The following is a 22,709-nucleotide window of genomic DNA, read 5'->3' as shown; positions in this document are numbered from 1 at the left end:
CCAGAGGAGTGTCCATGTCGCGCTGTGCCGCCCCCATCCCGGCCGGGCTACGTTCCCCTCGCCGTTCTCTGTGCGCCCTGTTGGCCCTGGCGCTGACCCTGCCCGTGCTGGCTTCCGGTGCTGGCGCCGATGCCGAAGCGGGTGACGATGGGCTCGCAGATCTGAGTCTGGAACAGCTTGGCGATATCCTGATCACCTCGGTCTCGAAACATAGCGAGCGACTGGCCGACGCGGCGGCCTCGATCTATGTGATCGGCGCCGAAGATATTCGCCGCGCAGGCGTGCGTACCCTGCCTGAAGCCTTGCGGCTCGCGCCCAACCTCCAGGTGGCGCGACTCAGCACCATGCAGTACGCCATCACCGCACGCGGCTTCAACTCCACCACTGCCAATAAACTGCTGGTCCTGCTCGACGGCCGCACCGTCTATACCCCGCTCTATTCGGGCGTATTCTGGGATGCCCAGGATGTGCCGCTCGAAGAAGTCGAGCATATCGAAGTGATCAGCGGCCCAGGCAGCACGCTTTGGGGCAGCAATGCCGTCAATGGCGTGATCAATGTGATCACCCGTGCTGCCGGCAGCAGCCGTGGCCTGCGCCTGACAGCGGGCGGCGGCGACCAGCAGCGCTATGGCAGCCTGCGTTATAGCAACCGGCTCGGCGAGCTGGGTGCCTACCGGACCTATCTCAAATGGGATGGCTATCTCGGTGGCGAGCGCCTGGACGGCGCCCCAGTACGCGATGCCTGGCGCAAGCTCCAGGCAGGGTTCCGCTTCGATGGCGGTGGACGCGGCACACCGCTGCAACTCCAGGGCGACCTGTACGACGGCAGTCTCGAACAGACCGGCCCGGGACGGGCACAGATCGCCGGCGCCAATCTGCTGGCGCGCTGGACCCAGCATCTGAGCAACGGCGGTCTGCTGCGGCTGCATGGCTATTACGACCGCACCAAACGCAACTTCCCCAATGCCTATTCGGAACGGCTCGATCTGATCGATCTCGATCTGCAACACAGCCTGCCGCTCAGCGAACAACACCGTGTCGCCTGGGGCGGCGGTTACCGGCTGGCGCGCGACCGGGTGGGCAGCAGCAGCACCCTGGCCTTTCTGCCGGCCCACCGTGATCTGCAATGGATCAATCTGTATATCGAGGACGAAATCACCCTGACCCGCCAGCTCGACCTGACCCTGGGCGCCCGGCTCGAGCGCAACAGCTATACCGGCTGGGAATTCCTGCCCACGCTCAGACTGAGCGGCAGGACCGACGACAACAGTACCTGGTGGGCAGCGCTGTCGCGCTCGGTACGGTCGCCCAGCCGGATCGACCGCGATTTCCACTCACCCGGGGTCAATGCCCAGCTCCAGGGCGGGCCGGATTTCGATTCCGAAATCTCGCGCTCGGCCGAATTGGGCTTTCGCGGCGGCGGTCAGGACTTCAGTTACTCGGTCACGCTGTTCCACCAGCGCTACCGCGACCTGCGCACCATCAAGCAGCTCGGCCCGCGCTACTTTGTGATCGATAACGGCATCCATGGCCGCACCTGGGGCATGGAAGCCTGGGGCAACTATCGGGTAAGCCCGGGCTGGCGGCTGGGCCTGGGCACGCTGCGGCTGCATCAGCACTACCGGGCCGACCCGGACAGCTTCCGCTCGCCTTCGATACTCGGCAACGATCCGAGCTATCAGGCCCAGTTGCGCTCTTCGCACAATCTGGCGGCCGGGCTCGAACTCGATCTGGCCTGGCGCCAGGTCGGCCGCCTGCCGCAGCCGGCCGTGCCGGGCTATGGCGCACTCGACCTGCGGCTGGGCTGGCGGCCAAGACCTGGCCTCGAACTTGCCCTGAGCAGCACCAATCTGCTTGACCGCCGCTACCGCGAATTCAACGGCAACGGCGTGCGTGTCGCACGACGCGGTATCGATCTCAAGCTGAGTGCGGAGTTCTGATGCAGCCACGCTTTCACTCCCTTCTTGCTCCGACGATCCGCTGGCTGCTGCTGGCCCTGCTGGCCTGCAACGCCGCCGCCATTACCGACCCCAACCTGGAAGCCCGGGTCAAGGCCGCTTTCCTTTATAAATTCGCCACCTATGTCGAGTGGCCCGACGCCGGGCAAAGCGAAGCGCCCTTTGTGGTGGGAATCGTCGAATCGGACCAGATCGCCGCCGCCCTACAGCTGCTGGCACCTGGGCGGCATATCGGCCGGCGGCCGCTGGTGGTGCGCCGGCTGAAGACCGGCGACAGCCCCAACGGCGTCCAGATGCTGTTTGTCGGCCAGAGCACTGGCGCAGCGCTCAAGACCTGGATCGACAATGTGCGAGGCCAGCCGGTCCTGGTCGTCACCGAAACCGAAGGTGCACTGACCCAGGGCAGCGTGATCAATTTCGTGCTGGCCGAGCAGCATGTCCGCTTCGAGATCTCGCTGCCGGCGGCCGAACAACGTCATCTCAAGATCAGCTCGCGCCTGCTGTCGGTGGCGCGCCAGGTGCAGACGGGATCGGCGCCATGACGCTCGACTGGGTCCGTCACTCGATCCGCCGTCAGATTCTGCTGGTAGTGTTAGTCACTACCCTGTCGGCGCTGATCGTGGCCGGGGTGGCGCTGCTGTTCAATGATCTGCGTGACTACCGGGCGGCACTGGCGGCCGAGCTGACCACCCAGGCCGATATCGTCGGCCTCGCCTCGTCGGCCGCGCTCGACTTCAACGACCCCAAGGCCGCCCAGGAAACCCTGCTGCTGCTCAAGGCCAAGCCCAGCATCGAAGCCGCCGCGCTCTACACTGCCCGCGGCGAGCTGTTTGCCACCTACCGACGCGGCACAACACGGGCCGAATTGCCGGCGCTGCCCGAACTCGACGGTGTGCACACCAGCGGCGGCCATATGGTGTTGTTCAAGCGGGTGATCGACCAGCGTGGCATTCTCGGCACCATCCATCTGCGCGCCAGCTACGACCCGTCGCAGCGCCTGATCGATTATCTGGCGCTGCTGAGCGCGGTCACGGTGCTGAGCCTTCTGGTGGCTTTCTTTCTGTCGAGCTGGTTGCAGCGCGCCCTGACCCGGCCCTTGCTGTCGATCACCGAAGTGGCCCAGCGGGTGATGACCGAGCGCGATTTCAGCCTGCGCGCCAACAAGACCAGCCATGACGAGGTCGGTTATCTGGTCGATGCCTTCAACAGCATGCTGGCCGAGCTGGGCCGGCGCAGCGAGGAGGTCGAGGCCAGCAACCGCTCGCTGGCCCATGAGGCAGCCGAGCGGGCCAGCGTGCAGAAGGCGCTCCAGATCAGCGAACGGCGCAACCGTACCCTGGTATCGGCCATGGCCGCCGTGCTGTGGGTGGCCGACACCAAGGGCGCGTTTATCGAGCCCGCGCCAGCCTGGGAGCGCTATACCGGCCAGCACGACTCGGCAAGTCACGGTCTGGGCTGGCGCGATGTCTTCCACCCGGACGACCAGCCGCGCCTGGGCCTGGCCTGGGCCGGCGGCATCGGCAACTCGGCGCCATTCGAGCTGGAATTGCGGCTCTGGCATGCCGCCAGCGAATCCTACCGCTATGTCAGCCTCAAAGCCTTGCCGCTGCTCGATGAACAGAGCGGCGAAGTCATCGAATGGATCGGTTCGATCACCGATATCGACGACCGCCGCCGGGCCGAGGAATCGGTGCGGACGCTGGCCACCGAGCTGGAGCGGCGCGTTGCCGAGCGCACCACCCAGCTCGAGGAAGCCAACAAGGAGCTGGAGAGCTTCAGCTATTCGGTATCGCACGATCTGCGGGCCCCGGTGCGGGCAGTGGTCGGCTTTGCCCGCTTGCTGGCCCAGGATCACGGCGCGAGCCTGCCGCCCAATGCGATGCGGCAGCTCGACATCATCCAGAGCGAAGCGCTGCGCATGGGCACGCTGATCGACGATCTGCTGGCCTTCTCACGGCTCGGGCGCAAGGCCTTGCAGCCGGTCCGGCTCGATATGCGCGAATTGGTCGATCTGTCCTGTCAGGCACTCTTGGCCCAGCACAATGGCCCCACCCCCGAAATCCGGCTGGGCACCTTGCCGGTTGCCCATGGCGATCGGGCGCTGATTACTCAGGTCTGGACCAATCTGCTGTCCAACGCCTTCAAATTCAGCGCACGGCGCGAACAGCCCCTGATCGAGATCGGGGCGATCAGCGACGAACACGAGCATGTCTACTTTGTGCGCGACAACGGCGCCGGTTTCGACGCCCGCTACAAGATGAAACTGTTTGGCGTATTTCAGCGTCTGCATGACAGCACCGAATTCGGCGGTACCGGAGTGGGGCTTGCTCTGGTCCACCGCATCATCACCCGGCATGGTGGCCGGGTATGGGCCGAAGGCGCGCTAGACCAGGGCGCCACCTTCTATTTCACGCTGCCTAGGGAAACTCAGAATGGAACAACTTAAGCATGTCGAGATTCTGCTGGTCGAGGACAACCCGCTCGACGCCGAGCTGACCATGCGCGGCCTGGAGAGTGCCAAGGTCTGCAACAAGGTGATCTGGCTCAACGACGGCGATCTGGCACTCGACTATCTGCTGCGGCGCGGCAGCTATGCCGACCGCGATGGTCCGGACCCCGGAGTGATCCTGCTCGATCTGAAAATGCCGCGCGTCGATGGCATGGAAGTGCTGACCCAGCTCAAAGCCAACGAATCGACCCGGCGCATTCCGGTGGTGGTGATGACTTCATCGCATGAAGAGCAGGATATGGTGAGAAGCTACGACCTTGGCGTGAACAGCTATGTGGTCAAGCCGGTCGAGTTCGACGATCTGACCGAACTGGCCCGCCATGCCGGCTTCTATTGGCTGGTACTGAATCAGCGGCCGGTCGACTGACCAGCTGTCCCGTTTCCCCTGTCGCGGAGCCAGTATGTTGGATGCACCGACCCCGCCTCTTCTTGAGGGCCTCAACGGTTTTCTGGACGCCCTGGCCCTGCTCAACGATGCCAGCGGCCATCGCTCGAATTACCGGGTCGAGCCCCTGCCCCCGGCGCTCGATCTGCGGCTGGCCCTAAAGCAATATTTCGCCGCTCGCCATCCAGGTACCGAAGCGGCCTCGCTCGAGGTATCCTGGCATATCCGCCATAGCGCGCTCGATCGCAACTGGCCCAATATCCTGCGGCCCATCCTCAAACACTGGTTCTTCGAACAGCACTTCTCGCCACTGCCTATCCAGCACAGCAACGGCCAGGCCCTGGTCGTCACCCGCTTTATCGAACGGCTGCTCGACTGCTTCGGCCCGTGCGAATTGCACGAGATATTCGTCACCCCACCGATCTGGTATGACAGCCACTGGCAGGATTTCGCCATCGTCAGCGCCGATGGGCAGCGCTGGCTATTGCATTTGGGGTTCAGTGCCTAGGATCGATCAGCTGTCCTCATCCGACAGGTACAACTGGACGATTTCAATTTTATGATCTGCCACGCTGGCTATTGCGCCCCCTGCCTGACCGAGGAAAAGACAGCCCGTTGCAAGGTGGCAACGGACCGTCCTGCACGGCTTAAGCCGGCAGCACTGCCACGGCCTCGACCTCAAACAACATCGCGTCCAGCGCAAGCCGTGGAACCGGGATCAAGGAGCAGGTCGGTGCCATCCGGCCTTCCCATACCCGCTTGACCTCGTTGCTGAGTACCGCAAGCCGTTCTTCACGATGATCGACGATCAGGACAGTCAGCTTGGCCACATCGCCGACGTCGGCACCAGCGGCCGTCAGCGCGATGCGCAGATTGGCAAATGCCTGCCGCACCTGGGTTGCAAAGTCGGGCGACAGCTGGCCGTCCTCGCTCTCGCCGCCCTGGCCGGCGACGAAGACCAGCCGTGAGCCGGCGGCGATCAGGGCAAGGTGGGAATAGCCGTTGGGGGCCGGATCGTACAGGCCGGGCGGATTGAGCAAAGCCAAGGCGTCGTTGCCGCTCGATTGAGTGGATGGGCGCATGGAAATACCTTTCAGGCAGAAAATGGAAACACGCTACAGGCTCGATGCCCAGGCGCTCTCGACTAGAGGAAATTCTTAGATAAAATATTTATTTTTCTATTTTTTCCACGTCTAGTCTTGCATATAGTTTGCAGGATATTTTACTTGGCAACAAAAAAGCAGTGTCCGGAGACACTGCTTGCGAAAACCTGACCGGCTTATTTGCCTTTGGCGGGTTTTTCCTCGTCCTCGTCATCGTCGCTGACTGCATCGACCACGGCGCCGCCGACTTTGACGGCGGCTTTGCCGGCGCCGACCGCCACATCGACGCCGACACCCACGGCTGTTACCCCCACTCCGACCGCCGTGGTGGCGACCGAGACCACCGCGCAACCGGGGCAGAGCAACAACAGCCCCAACAGCAAGTAAGCGCGCATAAACCATCCTTTGCGAGAACTTCGACCGGGGCAGAAAAAACCGCCCGACTAGGCGGGCGGCAATCTCCCCTCAACGGAGTCACGACCGGCAGGTCGTGACTCAGAAAGCGTCCTCCGGAATCGGCGTCGGGTCAAGTACCCTTTTTAACGCCGCCTCGGCATCTAGCATTCCTGCGCCACAACCCTGGCACGGCTGTGGGAAAGGTCGGGCCGTTTTCAGCAAAACATGACGTACCTGACCTGGCCGCAGCTCGGGTTTGAGCTCCAGCATCATGGCCACTGTCGCCGCCACCAGCGGGGCAGCGAAACTGGTACCTTCGTCGCTCAGATAACCGTCGCCGGCCGGATAGCTGCCACCGCGGTCGCTCAGCAGCCACAGCCCGGCCGCCGGGTCGACGCCACGGCCATTCCACTGCCCGGTTTCACCGCCCGGCGCCGACAGGGCGACTGCGCGGCCATAGTCGGAATAACCGGGCCTGCTGCCATCACGCCGTACCGCCCCTACCGCAATCACGCCACGGCAACTGGCCGGGCTGACCTGTTCCACCGGCTGGCCATAATTCATTGCCGCCGCCACCACCACCACCCCGGCCGACTTGAGCCGGTCGAGCACTGCCTGATAGCGCCGGCCGTAAGCCGTACCGGCACACGGCGCATGGTTCTCGCCGAAACTCAGATTGAGCACCCGGGCCGGATACGGATTGGGCACGGTCGGATGCACGCCTGCGGCCCATAACATGCCATGGAGAATCTGATCGAGGTCGCCGCCGCAGCGGCCAAGTACCCGGACCGGGACGATGGCCGCATCGGGCGCTGCCCCGACCAATCCCAGGCCATCGTCGCGGCTGGCAGCGATAACGCCGGCGACCTTGGTGCCATGCCAGGTGCTGAGACGGATGCGCTTGACCAGACATTCACGGCTGTCGCCGTCGCCCATATCGGTCGCATCGCGGTCGGGACCGTCACCATCGCCGCTGCTCTTGGCGTCGAGAAAGTCGTAGCCCGGCAGCAGCTTGCCCACCAGTTCCGCATGGGGCCGGGTTCCGGTATCGAGCACCGCGACCCGCACTCCGCGACCCGTGGCCATGGTCCAGGCTTGCTCGGCCCGGATGCCGACCAGCGGATCATGCAAGGCCCATTGCTGTGGATAGAACGGATCGCTGGGCGCCGCCCCGGCAGTCAGCGCGCTCAACGCAACCACCACGGCGACGAATCGACCAACACTCATCGACGGTTCTTTCCGGGCCGTCGCATCGGCCCCAGGTAACAAATCGGAAATCCACCATGACGCTCAGCTCGGCCATGGCGCTTGCGCATGGTAATGACAGCGCCAAGGCTCGGGCAAGCGGCTGCCACGGCCTGCGCGGCAAGCGATTGATTTGTCAGGCGATGAGGAAAGATCCGCCTTGAAGTCGGGTCGTGACAGCCTGTCCGTTCAACCCGGCGTCGCCATGAGGGTTACTGAGGTCCGGACGCGCCGACGCCGACTTGGTCGGAAAGGCTCCAGCGCGCCGGACTAGCGAGCAGTCCGGCGCAGAGGGATAGGACAGCCGGATGAGGTGCCTTCTACGGCGCCACCAGCACCAGCTTGCCCAGATTGGCGTTGTCTTCCATGTATCGATGGGCTGCGGCCAGCTCGCCGAAGCCGAAGCGGCGATCGATGGTCAGTCTGGCTTGTCCGGCCAGCAGCCAGGGCAGCACCCGCTCGCGCAGCGCCTGGGCCAGCGGCATCTTGCGCTCGACTGGCAGGGCGCGCAGGGTCGATCCGAGCAGCGACAGCCGCTTGACCAGCATTGTCCCAAGCGAAATGGTGCTGTTGGCGCCACCCATCAGGCCGATCAGCACCAGTCGGCCGTCAGGCCGCAGAGCGCTCAGATTGCGCTCGAGATAGTCGGCACCGACAGGGTCAAGGATCAGGTCGACCCCACCCAGCGCCTTGAGGCGGGCACCGAAATCCGGCTCGGTACGGTAGTCGAGGGCGAGCGTGGCGCCCAGTTGCCTGCAGAAGTCGGTTTTATGCGGCCCACCGGCCGTGGCATAGACCGCTTCGGCGCCGAACAGCCGACCAAGCTGGATCGCCGCCGCGCCGACGCCGCTGGCGCCAGCGTGGATCAATAGCCGGGTTCCCGCCGTCAGGCCGCCCAGCACGACCAGATTGAGCCAGGCGGTCATCCAGGCTTCGGGCAGGCTGGCCGCTTCGGCCCAATCGAGCGATTCGGGCTTGGCAAGCGCCAGTTCGGCCTCAAGCAGGACGTACTCGGCATACGCCCCACCTGCCACCAGCCCGAACACCGCATCGCCCACCTGCCAGGTACCGGCACCCTCGCCGACCTCCACCACCTCGCCGGCGACTTCGAGCCCCAGCACCGGCGTGACACCGGCGGGCGCCGGGTAGCGTCCCTCGCGCTGGACGATATCGGCCCGGTTGATCCCGGCAGCCTTGACCCGGACCAGCAACTCGCCCCGTCCTGGGCGCGGCCGGGGCAGTTCGCCCCAGAACAGGGTATCGGTGCCACCTGGGCCGGTCTGCTGCCAGCCATGCATCGTGTTCATCGTGTCCTCCTCGTGCAATGGACGCCCAGCGTCTTTCCGTTTAAGGCGAAATCATCACCAAGCCTGGTTGAATGTCACGACCTGCGCCTTGCAGTCCGGACACGCTGGCTCCCAACTGTCTGGAGATGTTCTAGTCGGCGTGGGTCAGCTTCAGCCCGACAATGCCTATCACCACCAGACTGACGCACAGCAGCCGTGGCCAATCGCGCGGCTCGTTGAACAGCACCACGCCCACCACTACCCCGCCGACTGCGCCGATGCCGGTCCAGATCGCATAGGCCGTGCCAAGCGGCAATACCTTGATCGCCTTGGCCAGACAGAAAAAGCTCACGCCCATCGCCGCCAGGGTAAAGGCGCTCCAGCCCGGACGGCTGAAGCCGGCGCTGTATTTCATGCCGACCATCCACGCCACTTCCATCGCCCCGGCGATCAATAGGTAAATCCAATGCACAACACGCTCCTTCAGGCAGTGAATCAAATAAACGGCAAAAACACTGCAAGAAGCAGAGCGCCAATAATTTATAAATGAATCTATTAGGTCAAAGCCATCGTCATGGCTGGATCTTTGGTCGGGGCAGACTGGTGCGCCAGGGCCAGGTATTCGCGCGACTGCATTTCAGTCAGCCGGCTGGCGGTACGGAAGAATTCATTGGCAAAGGTGCCTTCGGTGTAGATCTCCTCCACCGGCGCCTCGGCCGAAATGATCAGATTGACCCGATGGTCGTAGAACACATCGACCAGCCAGGTCAGCCGCCGGGCCTCGGCCGATTGGCGCGAGGCGAGCCTGGGCAGATTGGACACGATCACGCTGTGATACTGCTGGGCCAGGCTCAGATAGTCGTTCTGCGAACGTGGCCCCATGCACAGTTCGGGAAAGTCGAACCAGACCACCCCGGCAGCATGGCGGCGTGCCTGCAAGGGACGGTCTTCGACGATCAGCTCGGACGACAGATCGGGGCCGGTGGCCAATTGGGAGAAAATCCGGTCGAGTCGCTCGTCTGTATCGGTAGTGATCGGGCAAAGATAGGTGCCGGCGTTTTCGAGCGTGCGCATCCGGTAGTCGTTGCCGCCATCGATATTGACCACGTCGAGCCGCGACTTGATCAGGGCGATGGTGGGCAGGAAATTGGCGCGTTGCAGACCGTTGGGGTAGAGCCCGTCCGGCTCGTAGTTCGAGGTCGCGACCAGCACCACGCCTGCCTCGAACAGCCGCTCCAGCAGGCGGCCGAGGATCATGGCATCGGCGATATCGGACACATGGAATTCATCGAAACACAACAAGCGGGCGGCCCGGGCGATCTCGGCTGCGACTTCGGCCAGCGGGTCGGCTTCGCGCTGATGGCGGCGCAGACCATTGTGGACCTCGCGCATAAAGTGGTGGAAATGCAGCCGCCGCTTGCGCTTGTAGGGGACGCAGGCAAAGAAGCCATCCATCAGAAAACTTTTGCCCCGGCCGACCCCGCCCCAGAAATACAGACCGCGCGGCACCGGCGGGCTGGGCAGCAGGCTGCGGCCGAACAGCCGGTCGCGCTTGCGTTTGAATTCGACCAGCTCGTCGTAGAGTCGCTGCAAATGGTCGATGGCCAGCGCCTGGGCAGGATCGCGCTGGAAACCGGGCTGGCACAGCGCTTCGTCATACCAGTGGCGCGGCGGGGTTCCAGGCTGGATATGGGCGGTAAAGGCGTGTTGGGACATGGCAAATGGCGGTAGCAAAGGCCCGCCGATTATACCTGCCCCTTGCCTTGCTGCCGGCTCTGTTGCGCCGTGGCGACCGTCAGTCATTTCGTAGTTTTGCTACAGTTTATTACCAGCGCCGCAGTGGTCTATATTGGCGGTCGCGTCGCCATAACAAAGAAACCTGCACAAGCGACCATACTGAGTCTCTCATTCGACACAACAAAGGAGTCAGCAACATGGCCAGAATCGCACTAGTGACCGGGGGCATGGGAGGCATCGGCACCGCCATCTGCCAGCGTCTCGCCAAAGCGGGCTACACCGTGGTCACGACCTACAGCCGGCCGGGCCGGGAGCAACAATGGCTGGCCGACCAGCAGGAACAGGGCTATGCCTTTCATGCCTATCAGTGCGACGTCGCCGATTTCGATGCCTGTCAGGCGATGGCAGAGCAGGTGCGCCGCGATGTGGGAGAGGTGGATATCCTGGTCAACAACGCTGGTATCACCAAGGACACCACCTTCCGCAAGATGAGTAAGCTCGACTGGGATCTGGTACTGCGCACCGACCTCGATTCGGTCTTCAATGTCACCAAACCGTTTGTCGAGCTGATGATGGACCGCAACTTCGGCCGGATCATCAATATCTCGTCGATCAACGGCCAGAAAGGCCAGTTCGGCCAGACCAACTACTCGGCCGCCAAAGCCGGCATGCACGGCTTTACCAAGTCGCTGGCCCAGGAAGTCGCGAAAAAAGGCGTCACCGTCAACACCATCAGCCCGGGTTATATCGCGACTGAGATGGTGATGGCGGTCAAGGAAGAAGTTCGTCACGCCATCATCGCCGGTATCCCGGTCGGCCGACTCGGCAGCCCCGAGGAAGTGGCCGAGCTGGTGGTCTTCCTGGCCAGTGAAAACGCCGGCTTCATCACCGGCGCCAATATCGCCATCAACGGCGGTCAACATATGTGTTAAGCGCTTGCCGCGCCGGTTTCGACCGGCGCGGTCGTATCGGACCAGAGCGGCTGCGTTGTCCGGGCCGCTTTGGGCGTCCGGCGCCCTGCGGCATGTCCGTTCAAATCGGAGTCGCTGCCGAGCCTGCCTGCGCTTTGAGGTCCGACTATCGGGCAAGACACTAAACGATCGAATAGGGTGCCGGCCCCTGAAAATCCGCCTTGCCGACTTCCACGCCAGCCTGTCGCAGCAAGGCGTAAATCATCGAGACATGGAAATAGGCGTTGGGCAGCAGATAACGCCAGACAAAATCGAGCGCTTCAAAGCGCCGCACATGGCCGGGCCGCGCCACCGTCACCACTTCGCCGGGCCGCAGCCGGTAAGTGCCGCGCGGCAAGGCCGCCAGCCGGGCGCGGGCACGTTCGAGCCGGGCCAGGCTCTGTTCGAGCTGCTGGTCGATTTCCCCCAGTGCCGTTTCATCGCCGCGATTGAAGATCAGACTGGCCAAGGGCTCGTCCGTCTCGCCCGCCAGCAGCGCCGCTGCGCCTTCCAGGCTGTCAGTCAGCACCACGACCTGATGGGCCAGACAGAACATATCGGGTGCCAGACGCTGACGCAGCAAATCCGCCGCTGCCTGACCGGCCGGCGCCGCTGCCGCTTTGCGCAACAGCCGCGCGGCACTTTCGAGCGCCTCGGCGAGCAAGGGCAGCGCCAGGGCATAGATCGGCTGGTCAAGGGAAACAGGCGGCGGCGCGATAGACATGGGACTCCCGGACAAATCAATACAGCACGGAAACGAATGCCCGGGCTTGGATACCCAGGCATTGACGAAGTCGCCATTCTACCGGGCGACTTTATATTGATGGTGCAGAAATTTTTCCATTCACATAGAGAATGCCCATATAAATGGCATCTGACTTATATGTAAATGGCAGGTAATTGTATATTTAACAGACGGAAATGGGTTGAGCACTTGTTTCCCTGTCTACCGGAAACGACCGCTGGCGCATTTTCGTTTAAGTCGGCATCACCACCAAGCCTGGTTGAGCCTGCGCTTTGAGGTCCGGCCACGCTGACTCCGCATTGGCTGGAAATGCTCTAGCGCCTCGAACTGCCGGATCTTTGAGAGCATCCCGAGCAGGTTCGGTCGGGTCCGACGCTCAGTGAGCGCCATCAAGGCGGCAAGAGGTTTTTCGCCGATCTTTTCCCGGACACAGTGCGTCCGAGGCCATCGCGGCCCTGTGCATGAAACGCCGGTCTTGACGGCAGCCGGCTCAGTGCTTGTGCGTACCGCCGACCCGGCAGCCTTCTTCACGGATCGGCAACGGCCCGGGTTCGGCCAGTTCGCGCAGAATGCCGCAGTCGCGCGCGGCCTGGGCGGCGCCGCAGCGGTGGCGCAGATCGAGCAGTTGGGCTTCGAGCCGGCGTAGTTCTTCGATACGGGCAGCCACATGGCCGATATGGGCATCGAGCAGCGCATTGGCTTCGGCGCAGCTCTGGTCGGGAGCGTCGCGGCTGGCCAGCAGTACCCGGATTTCATCGAGGGTCATATCGAGTGCACGGCAATGGCGGATGAATTGCAGACGCTCGACATGGCTCTCGCCATACATCCGGTAGTTGCCCTGGCTGCGGCCGGGCGGCGGCAGCAGACCTTCGCGTTCGTAGTAACGCACGGTTTCGACCTGGCAGCCGGTGCGTTGGGCAAGTTCGCCGATCTTCAACATGGTGGGACTCCGCAGACGATCCAGCGATGCTAGGCCGGCCTGGCGCTGCGGGCAAGCGTCTGCCCTCCCCTATAATCCGACCGACCGTTTATCAGGAGACCGCCTTGCCCCGTTTCGCCCGCCTCTGCCTGCCTTTGCTGCTGACTTGCACCGTGCTGGCCAATCCCGCACCGGCGCCGACCCGGCCCGTCACGGCGATCGCCGCCCAACAAGGCTTGCAACGCGATCCCGGCTTTCTGCCTTATGCCAAGACCTATGAATGGCTGAGCCGCTTTCAGCGCGAAGCCGGTCCGCTGCGGCTGGAGATGCGTCTATTGCCGGCACGGCCGGACGGCAATCTGGTCGGAGTCAGGCTCTATCTGCTCGGGCCGACGTTTCAGGAGGCGATCCCGATCGGCCCGCATGGCGAAATCGACATCCCGCTGCGCCCCGCCGCGTTGGCCGACAAGGCTGAGCTGCACAGCAACCGGGCGCCGGGCGAATTGGTGCTGCTGGCCTCGTTCTGGCTCAACCTGCCCCAGACCGAACTGCCCGCCACCACGCTACGCGCCGCGCTCAACCGCTCGGCCGCGCAACTCAAGTCGATGACGCCCTGGTATCAGCGGGCCTGGATGAAGCTGTCCAATCTGTTCAGTCAGGAAGAAGGCGCCGTGTTCGTGCTGCCGACTGGCGCGCGTGCTGAGCTGGAGAGCGCAGGTCGGCGCACACCGCTTGCGGTCGACCCGAAAAACGGCCGGGTGGTGGTGATCTGGCGCGACGAATGGCTGACCCAGCCTACCACGCTGCACTTCTCCGCCCCACCGCAGCGGGCCCTGCCGTTTTTTGGGCGGGCGCCGGAGCGGTGAGTCAAGCTTATCGTCCGGTTGCTGCGCCAGAATCCCAAGGCGCAGTAACCGATCGCTACGTCGTGCCTTCTTCTGCCTGACTCACCCGTCCTCCGCTGGATTGATCCTCCTCCTTTTTCTCTCAACTGGACGCTTGCCATAAAAAACGAGAATCATTATCATTCGCAACATGAATGCCGCCCACCCCCCCAAACCTGCCCGCCCGCTCCCAACGATCATTGAAGCGCGCACCCTGTTGCGAGGTCAGCCGGAGTTGCTGATCACCCACCAGGGCGAGCTGTACCGCCTGCGGATGACCCGCAACGGAAAGCTCATTCTCACCAAGTGAGGGTGGCCGGGTGGATTCACCCGATCCATGACGATGTAGCCAGCCAGTTCCGTTAGCCGCGCCTTCCTCGCAGGGTTCGTGCGGTCGGGATAGCCAGCCAAGCCCTTGCCCCGAGCGACGGCCGAAGCGGTGTCGCCGCTCGGGGCGATTTTTTTGCCGTCCTGTGGCGCTGCCGCGCCTGACCGATCTGCTTGGAGCTTTCCCGTTATGACTGGCGCACGCCTGCGTCCCTTGGCCGCCTTGCTGGCCACCTTGCCGGTGCTGCCGGCCTTCGCCGATACCCCGACCGCCGCTGCCGCCGCCCTGCCCACCGTGTCGGTGACGGCAAGCCGCCTGGAAAAGAAAACCGAAGAGACCGCCCCCAATGTCGCCGTCCTCGCGCCTGAAGGCACCGACCGCTCGCGTGTGCGCGATATCCAATCGCTGGTGGCCGATGAGCCCGGCGTCTCGGTCGCCCGTGACCCGAACCGGCGCGGAAATGCCGGCTTTACCATCCGTGGCATCGATGGCAACCGGCTCCTGATGACCGTGGACGGCGTGCGTCTGCCCGATCTGTATCAAGGCGGCGGCGCCGCCATTTCCAGTCGCGATCTGGTCGAGCTCGACAGCCTGGCGGCGGTCGAGATCGTCAAAGGCCCCTACTCCGGCCTCTATGGCGCCGACGCCATCGGCGGGGTGGTCGCCTATCGCACACTGTCGCCGCAGGATCTGCTCGAACCGAACGCCCGTTTCGGCGGCCGCGCCAGCCTGGCCTATCATGGTGCCGATGAAAGCAGCAAGCTCGGCGGCCAGATGGCCCTGCGCAGCGGCAACTTCGCCGCGCTGCTGAGCCTGACCGCACGCCGGGGGCACAATCTGGATAACCAGGGCAGCAACGACTCGATCGGTGCCAGCCGCACCACCCCCAACCCGCTTGACTGGAACAGCCATAACGCACTGGCCAAGCTCGAATGGCAGTTGCTCCCGGACCAGCGGCTCAGCCTCACGCACGAACAATTCGAGCGCGAAGTCGATGGCCGTCTGCTGTCCAATCTGAGCGCCAGTGTGCTGGCCCAGGACAGCCACGACCAGAGCCAGCGTCGCCGCAGCACGCTGGCCTACGACTACCGTGGCAGCGGCCCGTTTAGCGCCGCCCGCCTGAGCTGGTCGCACCAGACCCTCGATTCGAGCGAGCTGGTTGACGAATGGCGCCCGGGCGCCGTGCGCCGGGTCAGCGAAGGTCGTTTCGACCAGGAGCTCGATGCCTTCGATGCCCAGCTCACCCACCGGCTCGACGGCGGCGACCTGGTCCACAGCATCGTCTGGGGCGGCGAATACACCCGCAGCCAGACCGAACGCTGGCGCGACCGCACCGAATACCGTCCCGGCATCCCGCCCAATAAGCGCGTCGGCGGCGAACAGTTCCCGCACAAGACCTTCCCCGATAACCGCAATACCCGCTGGGGCCTGTTTGTACAGGATGAGCTGGCCTGGGCCTCGGGGATGACCGTGACGCCTTCGCTGCGCTACGACCACTACGAGCTGAATCCCAGCCCCGATGCCCTGTTCGCGCTGAGCAACCCGTTCAATCATCTGGTCAGCGACTACAGCGACTCGGCCTGGTCGCCCCGTCTCGCACTGAGCCTGCCGCTGGGCAGCGGCTGGACCGGTTTTGCCCAGCTCGGCAGCGGTTTTCGCACCCCGGGCTTTGACGACGCCATGCTGGTGTTCGCCAACCCGCTGTTCGGCTACGAAGTGCTGCCCAACCCCCAGCTGAAGGCGGAAAAGAGCCGCAGTCTCGAACTCGGCACCCGCTACCGCAGCCAGGGTTTCGAATGGTCAGCCACGGCCTACCACAACCGTTACCGCGACTTTATCGAGCAGGTGCTGGTCTCGCCGCGCGACACCAACCACAACGGCGTGGCGCTCGAATACCAGGCCCAGAACCTCGACCGCGTGCGCATCAGCGGACTGGAACTCAAGGCGGCCTGGCTGGCCCTGCCCCGTCTGACCCTGAGCGGCGCCCTGGCGATCGCTCGCGGCGATATCACTAGCGACCAAGTGCCGCTCGACAGCGTCGACCCGCTGAGCGGCCATCTGCGCGCCGATTACCGTTTCGAACAGTGGCAGGTGGGCCTGCTTGCCCGTGGCGCTGCGCGCAAGAAACGGGTCAGCCGTCCTGACGGCTTCCGCACCCCGGGCTGGGGCACGCTAGACCTGACCGCCGAATGGCGTTTCGGTCGCGCCGGCAGCCTGCATATCGGCGTCTACAACCTGGGCGACCGCAAGCACTGGCTGTGGAGCGATACCCGTGGCCTGGCCGCCACCGGCGCGCCGCTCGACCGCTATAGCCAACCGGGCCGCAATGTGGCGGCGAATCTCGAACTGCGCTTCTAAACGCGCACTTTCCCCTCAGGAGAAGCGATGAACGCGACCGATCTGTGGCAATCCTATCAAGCGCTCAAGCGCCATCAGCCACGCCTGCGTGCCCGTGACGCCGCCCGTGAACTCGGGGTGAGCGAAGCCGAACTGGTCGCTGCCGACCCGCTGGCAGTGACGCTGTTTCCCAAATTCGCCGAACTGCTGGGTGCACTCGAACCGCTCGGCCCGGTGATGACCCTGACCCGCAACGAAGCCGCGGTCCACGAAAAGACCGGCATCTACGGCAATGTCAGCATCGACGGCCATATCGGACTTGCCCTCAACGACGAGATCGACCTGCGCTTTTTCCTCAGCCAGTGGCGCTATGGCTTTGCCTTGCGCGGCGAGCGCTGTTCCTTGCAGTTCTTCGACCGCTTCGGCGACGCCGTGCATAAGGTGTTTCTGACCGGCGACAGCGATCAGGCCGCGTTCGAGCAGCTGGTCGCCCATTACGCCAGCCAGCCGGCAGCGTTGAGTCCCGACCGCGAACGGCCGCAGCCCAGTGTGGTGCGCGATGCGGAAATCGATGTGGCAGGCTTCCGTGCCGGTTGGCTTGCCCTACAGGACACCCACGAGTTCTTCCCACTGCTGCGCCGCTTTGGTGTTGCCCGCGAACAGGCGCTGCGGCTGGCGCCCGACGGGCTGGCGCGGCCGGTCGGTACCGACGCGGTCGAAACCATGCTGCGCGAAGCCGCCCATACTGGCCTGCCCATCATGGCCTTTGTCGGCAGCCCCGGCTGCATCCAGATCCATACCGGCCCGGTCAAGCGGATCGAGCCGATGGGGCCGTGGCTCAATGTGCTCGATCCGGGCTTTAATCTGCATCTGCGCATGGACCTGTTCGCCCGGGTCTGGGTGGTCAGCAAGCCCACCAGCGACGGCATGGTGACTTCGCTCGAATGCTTCGATGAAGCGGGCGAACTGATCGTGCAGTTCTTCGGTGCCCGCAAGCCGGGCAAGCCGGAACTGGCAGCCTGGACTCGGCTGGCCCATGAACTGGCCAATGCGGAGGCGGACGATGCGACGCTGGCTTAGTCCCCTGCTGGCGCTGAGCCTGTTCGTGCCGGCAGGCGCAGCCGAGCGTGTGGTCGCCTTGACGGCCGATGTGGCCGAGATTGCCGTGGCGCTCGGCCGCGCCAGCGACGTGATCGGGCGCGACCAGATGGCGCGCCAGCCCGAACTCAGCCACGCCAAGGTGATCGGCCTGTCGCGCGCGCTCTCGGTCGAACCGGTGGCGCGGCTGCAACCGACCCTGGTGCTGGGCAGCGCCGCCGCCCAGCCATCGAGCATCTGGGAACAGTTCCGCCGCGTCGGCATCCGTGCCGTCCAGGTGTCGGCCCATGGCGACGGCCGCGACTACGCCGAAGCGATCCGCACCGTCGGCTCTCTGCTGGGCGCCACGCCGGCCGCCGACCGGCTGGCGCAGCAATGGCAACAAGGCATGACCCCGGCGGCCGCCAGCGGTCGCCGCATCCTGATCAGCTACGAAGGCCGCACGGTGGCCGGGCGCGATACGCCGTCCGATCTGCTGATCCGGGCAGCGGGCGCCATCAATGTCGCAGCAGAGGTCGAGGGCCACAAGCCGCTCGAACCTGAGGCCATCGCCCGGCTCGCCCCCGACCTGATCCTGGTGGCCGGCCATAATCGGGCGGTCTACGGCAGTCTGGAGCAATTGCGTGTCCGCCCCGATATCGCCGCCACCCCGGCTGGCCGCCGTGGCCGCGTCTATGAATGGCCGGTGCATGAACTGTTCAATATCAATCTGAACAGTCCGGCGGTGGTGAAGCGGCTGCGCGAACTGGGGGCGTCGTGACCGCAGCGCCGCGCCTGACCCGTCCACCGGTCTATCAAGTGTTCTCCGGCAGCGGCCCATGGCTGATGCTGCTGGCAGGTCTTGGCCTGATCGGCTTTGCCTTCGGCTTTCACGGCGACGGCTGGCAATGGCCCGATCTGAACGATCCGCTGTTCAACGGCCTGCGCCTGCCGCGTCTTCTGTCAGCCCTGCTGGTCGGCGCGGCGCTGGCCGGCGCCGGTGCCGCGCTCCAGGCGCTGTTTCGCAATCCCCTGGTAGACCCCGGCATGATCGGAACTTCGAGCGGTGCGATGCTGGGGGCCATCGGCGTGATGGCGCTGGGCTGGGACAGCATGGGAATGCCCTTTGCCGCCTTTGTCGGCGGCCTCGCCGTTACCTGGCTGCTCTTGCTGTTCAACCGGCTGCTCGACGGCGGCGAACTGGGCCTGCTGGTGCTGGGTCTGGTCATCGGCAGCTTTGCCAGTGCGGTATGCGGTCTGGTGCTGTTTCTCTCGGATGATTTGACACTGCGCGGCGCCACCACCTGGCTGTCGGGCCATCTGGGCAATTCCGCCGCCGCACCGCTCTGGCTGGCGGCACCCGTGTCGATTGCCGGTCTACTGATCCTGTGGTGGCAAGGCCGCGATCTCGACTGTCTGTTGCTGGGCGAGGACGAGGCGATCAGCCTGGGCATCGATCTGCCCGCACTGCGGCGCTGGACGGCGCTGGGCGCCGCACTGGCCGTCGGCGGTGCGGTGACGCTGGCCGGACTGGTCGGCTTTGTCGGCATGATGGTGCCCAATGCCTGCGCGCTGTGGCTGGGAGGTAGCCGACGCCGGCTGATCGGCATCTCGGCCGTGGTCGGGGCGGTCTTCTTGTTGGGTATGGACACGCTGGCGCGCGGCGCGGTCTACCCGGTTGACCTGCCGGTCGGCCTGCTGGCTGCCCTGGTCGGGCCGCCATTCTTTCTATGGCTGTTTCTGCGCCGGCGAGGTGAGCGATGAACGCGGTACTGAGTACCCAGGCTGCCGCGCTCTATCGCCATGGCCGGGTCCTGCTCGAAGGCATCGACTTGGCCCTGCCCGCCGGCAGCCTGACCGCGCTGGTCGGGCCCAACGGGGCGGGCAAGACCAGCCTGTTGCGGCTGCTGGCAGGTCTGGCGCAGCCCTCGGCCGGTCAGGTATTGCTCGACGGTCAGACGCTCTCCAGCTACCCCGACCGCGAACGGGCGCGTCGGCTTGGCTGGCTCGGGCAATTCGCCCCGACTGCGCTGCCCTTCACCCTGCATGACTATGTGCTGCTTGGCCGCCGTCCGGCGCTGGGCCAGTTCGGCCGACCCGATGCAGACGATCTGGCCGCGGTGACCAGCGCCATCGATGACTGCGAACTGACCGCACTCGCCGAGCGGCCGTGGGCACGGCTTTCAGGTGGCGAGCGTCAGCGCGCGGGCTTTGCCCGCCTGCTGGCCCAGGCTGCGCCGATCTGGCTGCTGGACGAGCCGACCAACCACCTCGACCTCAAACATCAGGCGCTGCTGTTACGCCGGCTCCGCCAGGAAGCCGACCGCGGCCGCACCATCGTGGCAGTGCTGCACGACCTGCCACAGGCGGCGCGCTGGGCGGATCAGGTGGCGTTGCTGGGTGACGGCCGGCTGCTGGGCTGCGGCCGGGCCGCCGAGGTGCTGACGCGCGAGCGGCTCAGCGCCGTCTATGGCTGGCCGCTTGCGCTGTGGCGCGGCGGCGATGGCCAGTGGCAGATGGCGATCGGCGAAGCGGGTTGATGCGACGGCAGCATGGTCTCGCCCGGGGCCAGGCTGCCCTGGCCGCCTGATCGATGGCGGAGAAAAAATACCATCCGGGCACAAATTTTTATTTATTTAAATATGTGCAAGATTGGGTGCGGCGTTCATCCTATCGCTGTCAATATTTTTTGACACAAAACTTTCATACAACTGTCGCGGGCCTCAGTGCACTTGCTGGCGTTGTGCCGTCGTCACGATGACGGCATAATCGCGCGACCATGAAACTCCTCTTCGACCTGCTGCCGATTGCGCTGTTCTTTATCGGCTTTCATTCCGGCCTGACCGTGCCGGCCCTCCATCTCAATAAGCCGATCGAATTCGCCACGGCTCTGGCGATCGTGGTGACCGTGGGGCAGATCGCCTACCTCAAGCTGCGCGGCCGCAAAATCGAGCTGATGCAGTGGATGGCCCTGATCAGCATCGGTGTGCTCGGCGGTGCCACCATCGCCTTGCATGACCAGGTATTCATTTACTGGAAACCCACGGTGCTCTACTGGATAGGCGCGGTGGCCTTTGTCATCAGCCGCTATGTCTACGGCAAACATCCGCTCAAAGCGGTGATGGGCAAGGAACTCAGCCTGCCCGAACCGGTCTGGGATCGTTTGTTGTGGATATGGGCAGCGTTCTTTGTTCTGATGGGCGTGGTCAATCTGGCGGTGGCGTTCAGTCTGCCCGAAGCCACCTGGGTCAATTTCAAGTTGATCTGCGTGATCGTGATCACCCCGGTGTTTATCCTGCTCCAGGCCCTCTATCTGTCGCGCCATCTGCCGGCCGACGACAAGGCCGAACAGAGCGGCCAGCATAAGGAGTCCTGAGATGTACTACCTGATTCTCGGCCGCGACGCGCCCGACAGCCTGGCGCGCCGACTGGCAGCGCGGCCCGACCATCTGGCCCGGCTGCAAGCGCTGCAAGACCAGGGCCGGCTGTTGCTGGCCGGCCCCTGCCCGGCCATCGACAGCCCCGACCCCGGCCCGGCCGGTTTCAGCGGCAGCCTGATCGTGGCGGAATTCGCCGATCTGGCCGCCGCCCGCGCCTGGGCCGACGCCGACCCCTATGTCACGGCCGGGGTATACGCCGAGGTCGAAGTCAAACCCTTCAAGAAGGTTCTACCGGCATGAACGACGCGAAAGAGCCAAGCACAAGCGAACGAATCCGTGCGAAACTCGCGGTTTTGGCGCCGACCGTCCTGGAACTCCATGACGACGGCGCCCGCCATATCGGCCATGCCGGTGCGGCAAGCGGTGGCGGACACTATCTCTTGACGATCGTCTCCGAACGCTTTGCCGGCCAGTCGCGTGTGGCGCGTCACCGTATGGTGTACGACGCCCTGGGCGAGATGATGAGGCGCGAAATCCACGCCTTGGCCATCGATGCCCGTACACCGACGGAACACCCATAGCGCAGCCTTTCCGGCCGCGTGTTGATTTCCAAACCAAACCAAACGAATCGCCACAAGGACTTATCGATGCGCACCCAATCCCGCCTCGCCCTGACCCTGATCGCCGCGCTGGTCGCCGGCGCTGCCTTCGCTGCCGACAAGCCGGTCGCCACCGTGAACGGTGTGGCCATCCCCCAGGCCAAGATGGATTTCATCCTGAAGAAGCTGGCCGAACGCGGCGCCAAGGACAGCCCGGACCTGCGCCAGAAGATTCGCGATGACCTGGTGCTGAAGGAAGTCCTGACCCAGGAAGCCGTGAAGCAAGGTGTCGACAAGCAGGCCGATACCCAGATGGAGATGGAAATCTCCAAGCAGAACGCTCTGCTGAACGCCTTCGTGGCCCATTATCAAAAGAACAACCCGATGCCCGACGCCGAACTCAAGGCCGAGTTCGACAAGATGAAGTCGCAGATGCCGCCCAAGGAATACCAGGCCCGCCATATCCTGGTCGAGAAGGAAGACGAGGCCAAGGCCATCTTGGCTGCGCTGAAGAAGGGCAAGAAGTTCGAAGACCTGGCCAAGGAAAAGTCCAAGGATCCGGGCAGCAAGGACAAGGGCGGCGATCTGGGCTGGAGCGTGCCTGACAGCTTCGTGCCGGAATTCGGCCAGGCCATGAGCAAGCTGAAGAAGGGCCAGATCACGCAAGAGCCGGTCAAGACCCAGTTCGGCTACCACATCATCAAGCTCGAAGACATGCGTGATGTGCAAGGCCCGTCGTTCGAGGAAATGAAGCCCCAGCTGCAACAGCAAGCCCAGGGCAAGCAAATCGAGAAGATGATCAGCGATCTGAAGGCCAAGGCCAAGATCGAGTAATCGTCAGGCGGGCCAGCCCCGCCGCCCTACGCCGGGA

At 64.3% G+C, this 22,709-nt stretch carries 26 protein-coding genes; 18 read left to right on the top strand and 8 right to left on the bottom strand.

The genetic code is table 11. From position 1 onward, the window contains the following. The first annotated feature begins 14 nt into the window (after window positions 1-14). Genes ACFOW7_RS00370 through ACFOW7_RS00350 form a run of 5 tightly spaced genes read left to right on the top strand, consistent with a single transcriptional unit; the run spans window position 15 to window position 5,360 of the window. Window positions 15-1,940: a TonB-dependent receptor plug domain-containing protein gene (locus ACFOW7_RS00370; protein WP_378159813.1), complete on the top strand. Its 1,926-nt coding sequence runs from the start codon at window positions 15-17 to the stop codon at window positions 1,938-1,940. Next, window positions 1,940-2,500: a YfiR family protein gene (locus tag ACFOW7_RS00365; RefSeq protein WP_378159811.1), complete on the top strand. Its 561-nt coding sequence runs from the start codon at window positions 1,940-1,942 to the stop codon at window positions 2,498-2,500. Before ACFOW7_RS00370 ends, ACFOW7_RS00365 begins: the two co-directional genes overlap by 1 nt. Next, window positions 2,497-4,404: an ATP-binding protein gene (locus ACFOW7_RS00360; protein WP_378159809.1), complete on the top strand. Its 1,908-nt coding sequence runs from the start codon at window positions 2,497-2,499 to the stop codon at window positions 4,402-4,404. Before ACFOW7_RS00365 ends, ACFOW7_RS00360 begins: the two co-directional genes overlap by 4 nt. Then, complete coding sequence (locus ACFOW7_RS00355) at window positions 4,391-4,834, top strand: response regulator (RefSeq protein ID WP_378159807.1); 444 nt, start codon at window positions 4,391-4,393, stop codon at window positions 4,832-4,834. The genes ACFOW7_RS00360 and ACFOW7_RS00355 overlap by 14 nt, the downstream gene beginning before the upstream one ends. A gap of 34 nt (window positions 4,835-4,868) precedes the next feature. After that, window positions 4,869-5,360 carry a hypothetical protein gene (locus tag ACFOW7_RS00350; protein ID WP_378159805.1) on the top strand — a complete coding sequence of 164 codons (492 nt, stop codon included), beginning with the start codon at window positions 4,869-4,871 and terminating at the stop codon, window positions 5,358-5,360. Window positions 5,361-5,499: 139 nt separating this feature from the next. Here ACFOW7_RS00350 and ACFOW7_RS00345 read toward each other — a convergent pair whose 3' ends face one another. The 3 genes from ACFOW7_RS00345 to ACFOW7_RS00335 form a co-directional block, all read right to left on the bottom strand. Next, window positions 5,500-5,934 carry a RidA family protein gene (locus ACFOW7_RS00345; RefSeq protein ID WP_378159803.1) on the bottom strand — a complete coding sequence of 145 codons (435 nt, stop codon included), beginning with the start codon at window positions 5,932-5,934 and terminating at the stop codon, window positions 5,500-5,502. A 197-nt stretch (window positions 5,935-6,131) separates the two neighbouring features. Next, entirely contained in the window at window positions 6,132-6,350 is a 219-nt protein-coding gene (locus tag ACFOW7_RS00340; RefSeq protein WP_378159801.1) for a hypothetical protein, read from the bottom strand. A 100-nt stretch (window positions 6,351-6,450) separates the two neighbouring features. Next, entirely contained in the window at window positions 6,451-7,578 is a 1,128-nt protein-coding gene (locus ACFOW7_RS00335; RefSeq protein WP_378159799.1) for a S8 family serine peptidase, read from the bottom strand. Window positions 7,579-7,634: 56 nt separating this feature from the next. Between ACFOW7_RS00335 and ACFOW7_RS00330 the strand changes: the two genes are divergently transcribed. After that, window positions 7,635-7,760 carry a hypothetical protein gene (locus ACFOW7_RS00330; protein WP_378159796.1) on the top strand — a complete coding sequence of 42 codons (126 nt, stop codon included), beginning with the start codon at window positions 7,635-7,637 and terminating at the stop codon, window positions 7,758-7,760. A gap of 156 nt (window positions 7,761-7,916) precedes the next feature. On the opposite strand, the gene ACFOW7_RS00325 is transcribed toward ACFOW7_RS00330, so the two are convergent. The 3 genes from ACFOW7_RS00325 to zapE form a co-directional block, all read right to left on the bottom strand. Beyond that, on the bottom strand, window positions 7,917-8,903 hold the full coding sequence (locus ACFOW7_RS00325; protein WP_378159793.1) for an NAD(P)H-quinone oxidoreductase: 987 nt from the start codon (window positions 8,901-8,903) through the stop codon (window positions 7,917-7,919). 130 nt (window positions 8,904-9,033) lie between these two features. Further along, window positions 9,034-9,354: a DMT family transporter gene (locus ACFOW7_RS00320; protein ID WP_378159791.1), complete on the bottom strand. Its 321-nt coding sequence runs from the start codon at window positions 9,352-9,354 to the stop codon at window positions 9,034-9,036. Window positions 9,355-9,437: 83 nt separating this feature from the next. After that, window positions 9,438-10,598 carry a cell division protein ZapE gene (gene zapE / locus ACFOW7_RS00315; protein WP_378159789.1) on the bottom strand — a complete coding sequence of 387 codons (1,161 nt, stop codon included), beginning with the start codon at window positions 10,596-10,598 and terminating at the stop codon, window positions 9,438-9,440. A gap of 218 nt (window positions 10,599-10,816) precedes the next feature. Between zapE and phbB the strand changes: the two genes are divergently transcribed. Continuing rightward, window positions 10,817-11,551 carry an acetoacetyl-CoA reductase gene (gene phbB / locus ACFOW7_RS00310; protein WP_378159787.1) on the top strand — a complete coding sequence of 245 codons (735 nt, stop codon included), beginning with the start codon at window positions 10,817-10,819 and terminating at the stop codon, window positions 11,549-11,551. A gap of 160 nt (window positions 11,552-11,711) precedes the next feature. Here the strand turns inward: phbB and ACFOW7_RS00305 are convergent, their stop codons facing one another. Then, window positions 11,712-12,293 (bottom strand): DUF1993 family protein, encoded by a 582-nt coding sequence (locus ACFOW7_RS00305; protein ID WP_378159784.1) that lies wholly within the window; start codon window positions 12,291-12,293, stop codon window positions 11,712-11,714. Window positions 12,294-12,804: 511 nt separating this feature from the next. Then, complete coding sequence (cadR, locus tag ACFOW7_RS00300; RefSeq protein WP_449252207.1) at window positions 12,805-13,254, bottom strand: Cd(II)/Pb(II)-responsive transcriptional regulator; 450 nt, start codon at window positions 13,252-13,254, stop codon at window positions 12,805-12,807. Window positions 13,255-13,358: 104 nt separating this feature from the next. Here cadR and ACFOW7_RS00295 point away from each other — a divergent pair, with 104 nt between their 5' ends. The 11 genes from ACFOW7_RS00295 (at window position 13,359) to ACFOW7_RS00245 (ending at window position 22,672) form a co-directional block, all read left to right on the top strand. Continuing rightward, a complete protein-coding gene (locus ACFOW7_RS00295; protein ID WP_378159782.1) occupies window positions 13,359-14,099 on the top strand; it encodes a hypothetical protein in 741 nt (246 codons plus the stop codon). 169 nt (window positions 14,100-14,268) lie between these two features. Continuing rightward, a complete protein-coding gene (hemP, locus tag ACFOW7_RS00290) occupies window positions 14,269-14,427 on the top strand; it encodes a hemin uptake protein HemP (protein ID WP_378159780.1) in 159 nt (52 codons plus the stop codon). Window positions 14,428-14,634: 207 nt separating this feature from the next. Further along, window positions 14,635-16,803, top strand: a complete 2,169-nt coding sequence (locus ACFOW7_RS00285) for a TonB-dependent hemoglobin/transferrin/lactoferrin family receptor (RefSeq protein WP_378159778.1) — start codon at window positions 14,635-14,637, stop codon at window positions 16,801-16,803. 27 nt (window positions 16,804-16,830) lie between these two features. Beyond that, entirely contained in the window at window positions 16,831-17,862 is a 1,032-nt protein-coding gene (locus ACFOW7_RS00280; protein ID WP_378159776.1) for a hemin-degrading factor, read from the top strand. Further along, complete coding sequence (locus tag ACFOW7_RS00275) at window positions 17,846-18,640, top strand: heme/hemin ABC transporter substrate-binding protein (RefSeq protein ID WP_378159774.1); 795 nt, start codon at window positions 17,846-17,848, stop codon at window positions 18,638-18,640. The genes ACFOW7_RS00280 and ACFOW7_RS00275 overlap by 17 nt, the downstream gene beginning before the upstream one ends. After that, the gene (locus ACFOW7_RS00270) at window positions 18,637-19,623 is read left to right on the top strand and encodes a FecCD family ABC transporter permease (RefSeq protein WP_378159772.1); all 987 of its coding nucleotides are present in this window, start codon (window positions 18,637-18,639) and stop codon (window positions 19,621-19,623) included. Before ACFOW7_RS00275 ends, ACFOW7_RS00270 begins: the two co-directional genes overlap by 4 nt. Next, window positions 19,620-20,399 (top strand): ABC transporter ATP-binding protein, encoded by a 780-nt coding sequence (locus ACFOW7_RS00265; RefSeq protein ID WP_378159770.1) that lies wholly within the window; start codon window positions 19,620-19,622, stop codon window positions 20,397-20,399. Before ACFOW7_RS00270 ends, ACFOW7_RS00265 begins: the two co-directional genes overlap by 4 nt. 239 nt (window positions 20,400-20,638) lie before the next feature. Next, on the top strand, window positions 20,639-21,235 hold the full coding sequence (locus tag ACFOW7_RS00260) for a septation protein A (protein WP_378159768.1): 597 nt from the start codon (window positions 20,639-20,641) through the stop codon (window positions 21,233-21,235). Between the two features lies 1 nt (window position 21,236). Next, window positions 21,237-21,539 carry a YciI family protein gene (locus tag ACFOW7_RS00255; protein WP_378159766.1) on the top strand — a complete coding sequence of 101 codons (303 nt, stop codon included), beginning with the start codon at window positions 21,237-21,239 and terminating at the stop codon, window positions 21,537-21,539. A 53-nt stretch (window positions 21,540-21,592) separates the two neighbouring features. After that, entirely contained in the window at window positions 21,593-21,820 is a 228-nt protein-coding gene (locus ACFOW7_RS00250) for a BolA family protein (protein WP_378159764.1), read from the top strand. Between the two features lie 66 nt (window positions 21,821-21,886). Beyond that, window positions 21,887-22,672, top strand: coding sequence for a peptidylprolyl isomerase (locus tag ACFOW7_RS00245; RefSeq protein WP_378159762.1), 786 nt, complete (start codon window positions 21,887-21,889; stop codon window positions 22,670-22,672). Window positions 22,673-22,709 lie beyond the last annotated feature (37 nt).

Source organism: Chitinimonas lacunae (genome assembly GCF_042650885.1).
Taxonomy (GTDB): domain Bacteria; phylum Pseudomonadota; class Gammaproteobacteria; order Burkholderiales; family Chitinimonadaceae; genus Chitinimonas_A; species Chitinimonas_A lacunae.
The sequence above is the reverse complement of the archived record's forward strand: the minus strand, read 5'-3'. Positions and strand labels throughout refer to the sequence as shown.

Excerpts from the sequence above, each read along its gene's own strand:
- phbB (WP_378159787.1), top strand. The coding sequence starts at position 10,817 with ATGGCCAGAATCGCACTAGTGACCGGGGGCATGGGAGGCATCGGCACC.
- cadR (WP_449252207.1), bottom strand. The coding sequence starts at position 13,254 with ATGTTGAAGATCGGCGAACTTGCCCAACGCACCGGCTGCCAGGTCGAA.
- ACFOW7_RS00285 (WP_378159778.1), top strand. The coding sequence starts at position 14,635 with ATGACTGGCGCACGCCTGCGTCCCTTGGCCGCCTTGCTGGCCACCTTG.
- ACFOW7_RS00255 (WP_378159766.1), top strand. The coding sequence starts at position 21,237 with ATGTACTACCTGATTCTCGGCCGCGACGCGCCCGACAGCCTGGCGCGC.
- ACFOW7_RS00245 (WP_378159762.1), top strand. The coding sequence starts at position 21,887 with ATGCGCACCCAATCCCGCCTCGCCCTGACCCTGATCGCCGCGCTGGTC.
- ACFOW7_RS00350 (WP_378159805.1), top strand. The coding sequence starts at position 4,869 with ATGTTGGATGCACCGACCCCGCCTCTTCTTGAGGGCCTCAACGGTTTT.
- ACFOW7_RS00305 (WP_378159784.1), bottom strand. The coding sequence starts at position 12,293 with ATGTCTATCGCGCCGCCGCCTGTTTCCCTTGACCAGCCGATCTATGCC.
- ACFOW7_RS00370 (WP_378159813.1), top strand. The coding sequence starts at position 15 with ATGTCGCGCTGTGCCGCCCCCATCCCGGCCGGGCTACGTTCCCCTCGC.
- ACFOW7_RS00335 (WP_378159799.1), bottom strand. The coding sequence starts at position 7,578 with ATGAGTGTTGGTCGATTCGTCGCCGTGGTGGTTGCGTTGAGCGCGCTG.
- hemP (WP_378159780.1), top strand. The coding sequence starts at position 14,269 with ATGAATGCCGCCCACCCCCCCAAACCTGCCCGCCCGCTCCCAACGATC.
- ACFOW7_RS00275 (WP_378159774.1), top strand. The coding sequence starts at position 17,846 with ATGCGACGCTGGCTTAGTCCCCTGCTGGCGCTGAGCCTGTTCGTGCCG.
- ACFOW7_RS00325 (WP_378159793.1), bottom strand. The coding sequence starts at position 8,903 with ATGAACACGATGCATGGCTGGCAGCAGACCGGCCCAGGTGGCACCGAT.
- zapE (WP_378159789.1), bottom strand. The coding sequence starts at position 10,598 with ATGTCCCAACACGCCTTTACCGCCCATATCCAGCCTGGAACCCCGCCG.
- ACFOW7_RS00365 (WP_378159811.1), top strand. The coding sequence starts at position 1,940 with ATGCAGCCACGCTTTCACTCCCTTCTTGCTCCGACGATCCGCTGGCTG.
- ACFOW7_RS00345 (WP_378159803.1), bottom strand. The coding sequence starts at position 5,934 with ATGCGCCCATCCACTCAATCGAGCGGCAACGACGCCTTGGCTTTGCTC.
- ACFOW7_RS00355 (WP_378159807.1), top strand. The coding sequence starts at position 4,391 with ATGGAACAACTTAAGCATGTCGAGATTCTGCTGGTCGAGGACAACCCG.
- ACFOW7_RS00340 (WP_378159801.1), bottom strand. The coding sequence starts at position 6,350 with ATGCGCGCTTACTTGCTGTTGGGGCTGTTGTTGCTCTGCCCCGGTTGC.
- ACFOW7_RS00265 (WP_378159770.1), top strand. The coding sequence starts at position 19,620 with ATGAACGCGGTACTGAGTACCCAGGCTGCCGCGCTCTATCGCCATGGC.
- ACFOW7_RS00330 (WP_378159796.1), top strand. The coding sequence starts at position 7,635 with ATGACGCTCAGCTCGGCCATGGCGCTTGCGCATGGTAATGACAGCGCC.
- ACFOW7_RS00360 (WP_378159809.1), top strand. The coding sequence starts at position 2,497 with ATGACGCTCGACTGGGTCCGTCACTCGATCCGCCGTCAGATTCTGCTG.
- ACFOW7_RS00280 (WP_378159776.1), top strand. The coding sequence starts at position 16,831 with ATGAACGCGACCGATCTGTGGCAATCCTATCAAGCGCTCAAGCGCCAT.
- ACFOW7_RS00260 (WP_378159768.1), top strand. The coding sequence starts at position 20,639 with ATGAAACTCCTCTTCGACCTGCTGCCGATTGCGCTGTTCTTTATCGGC.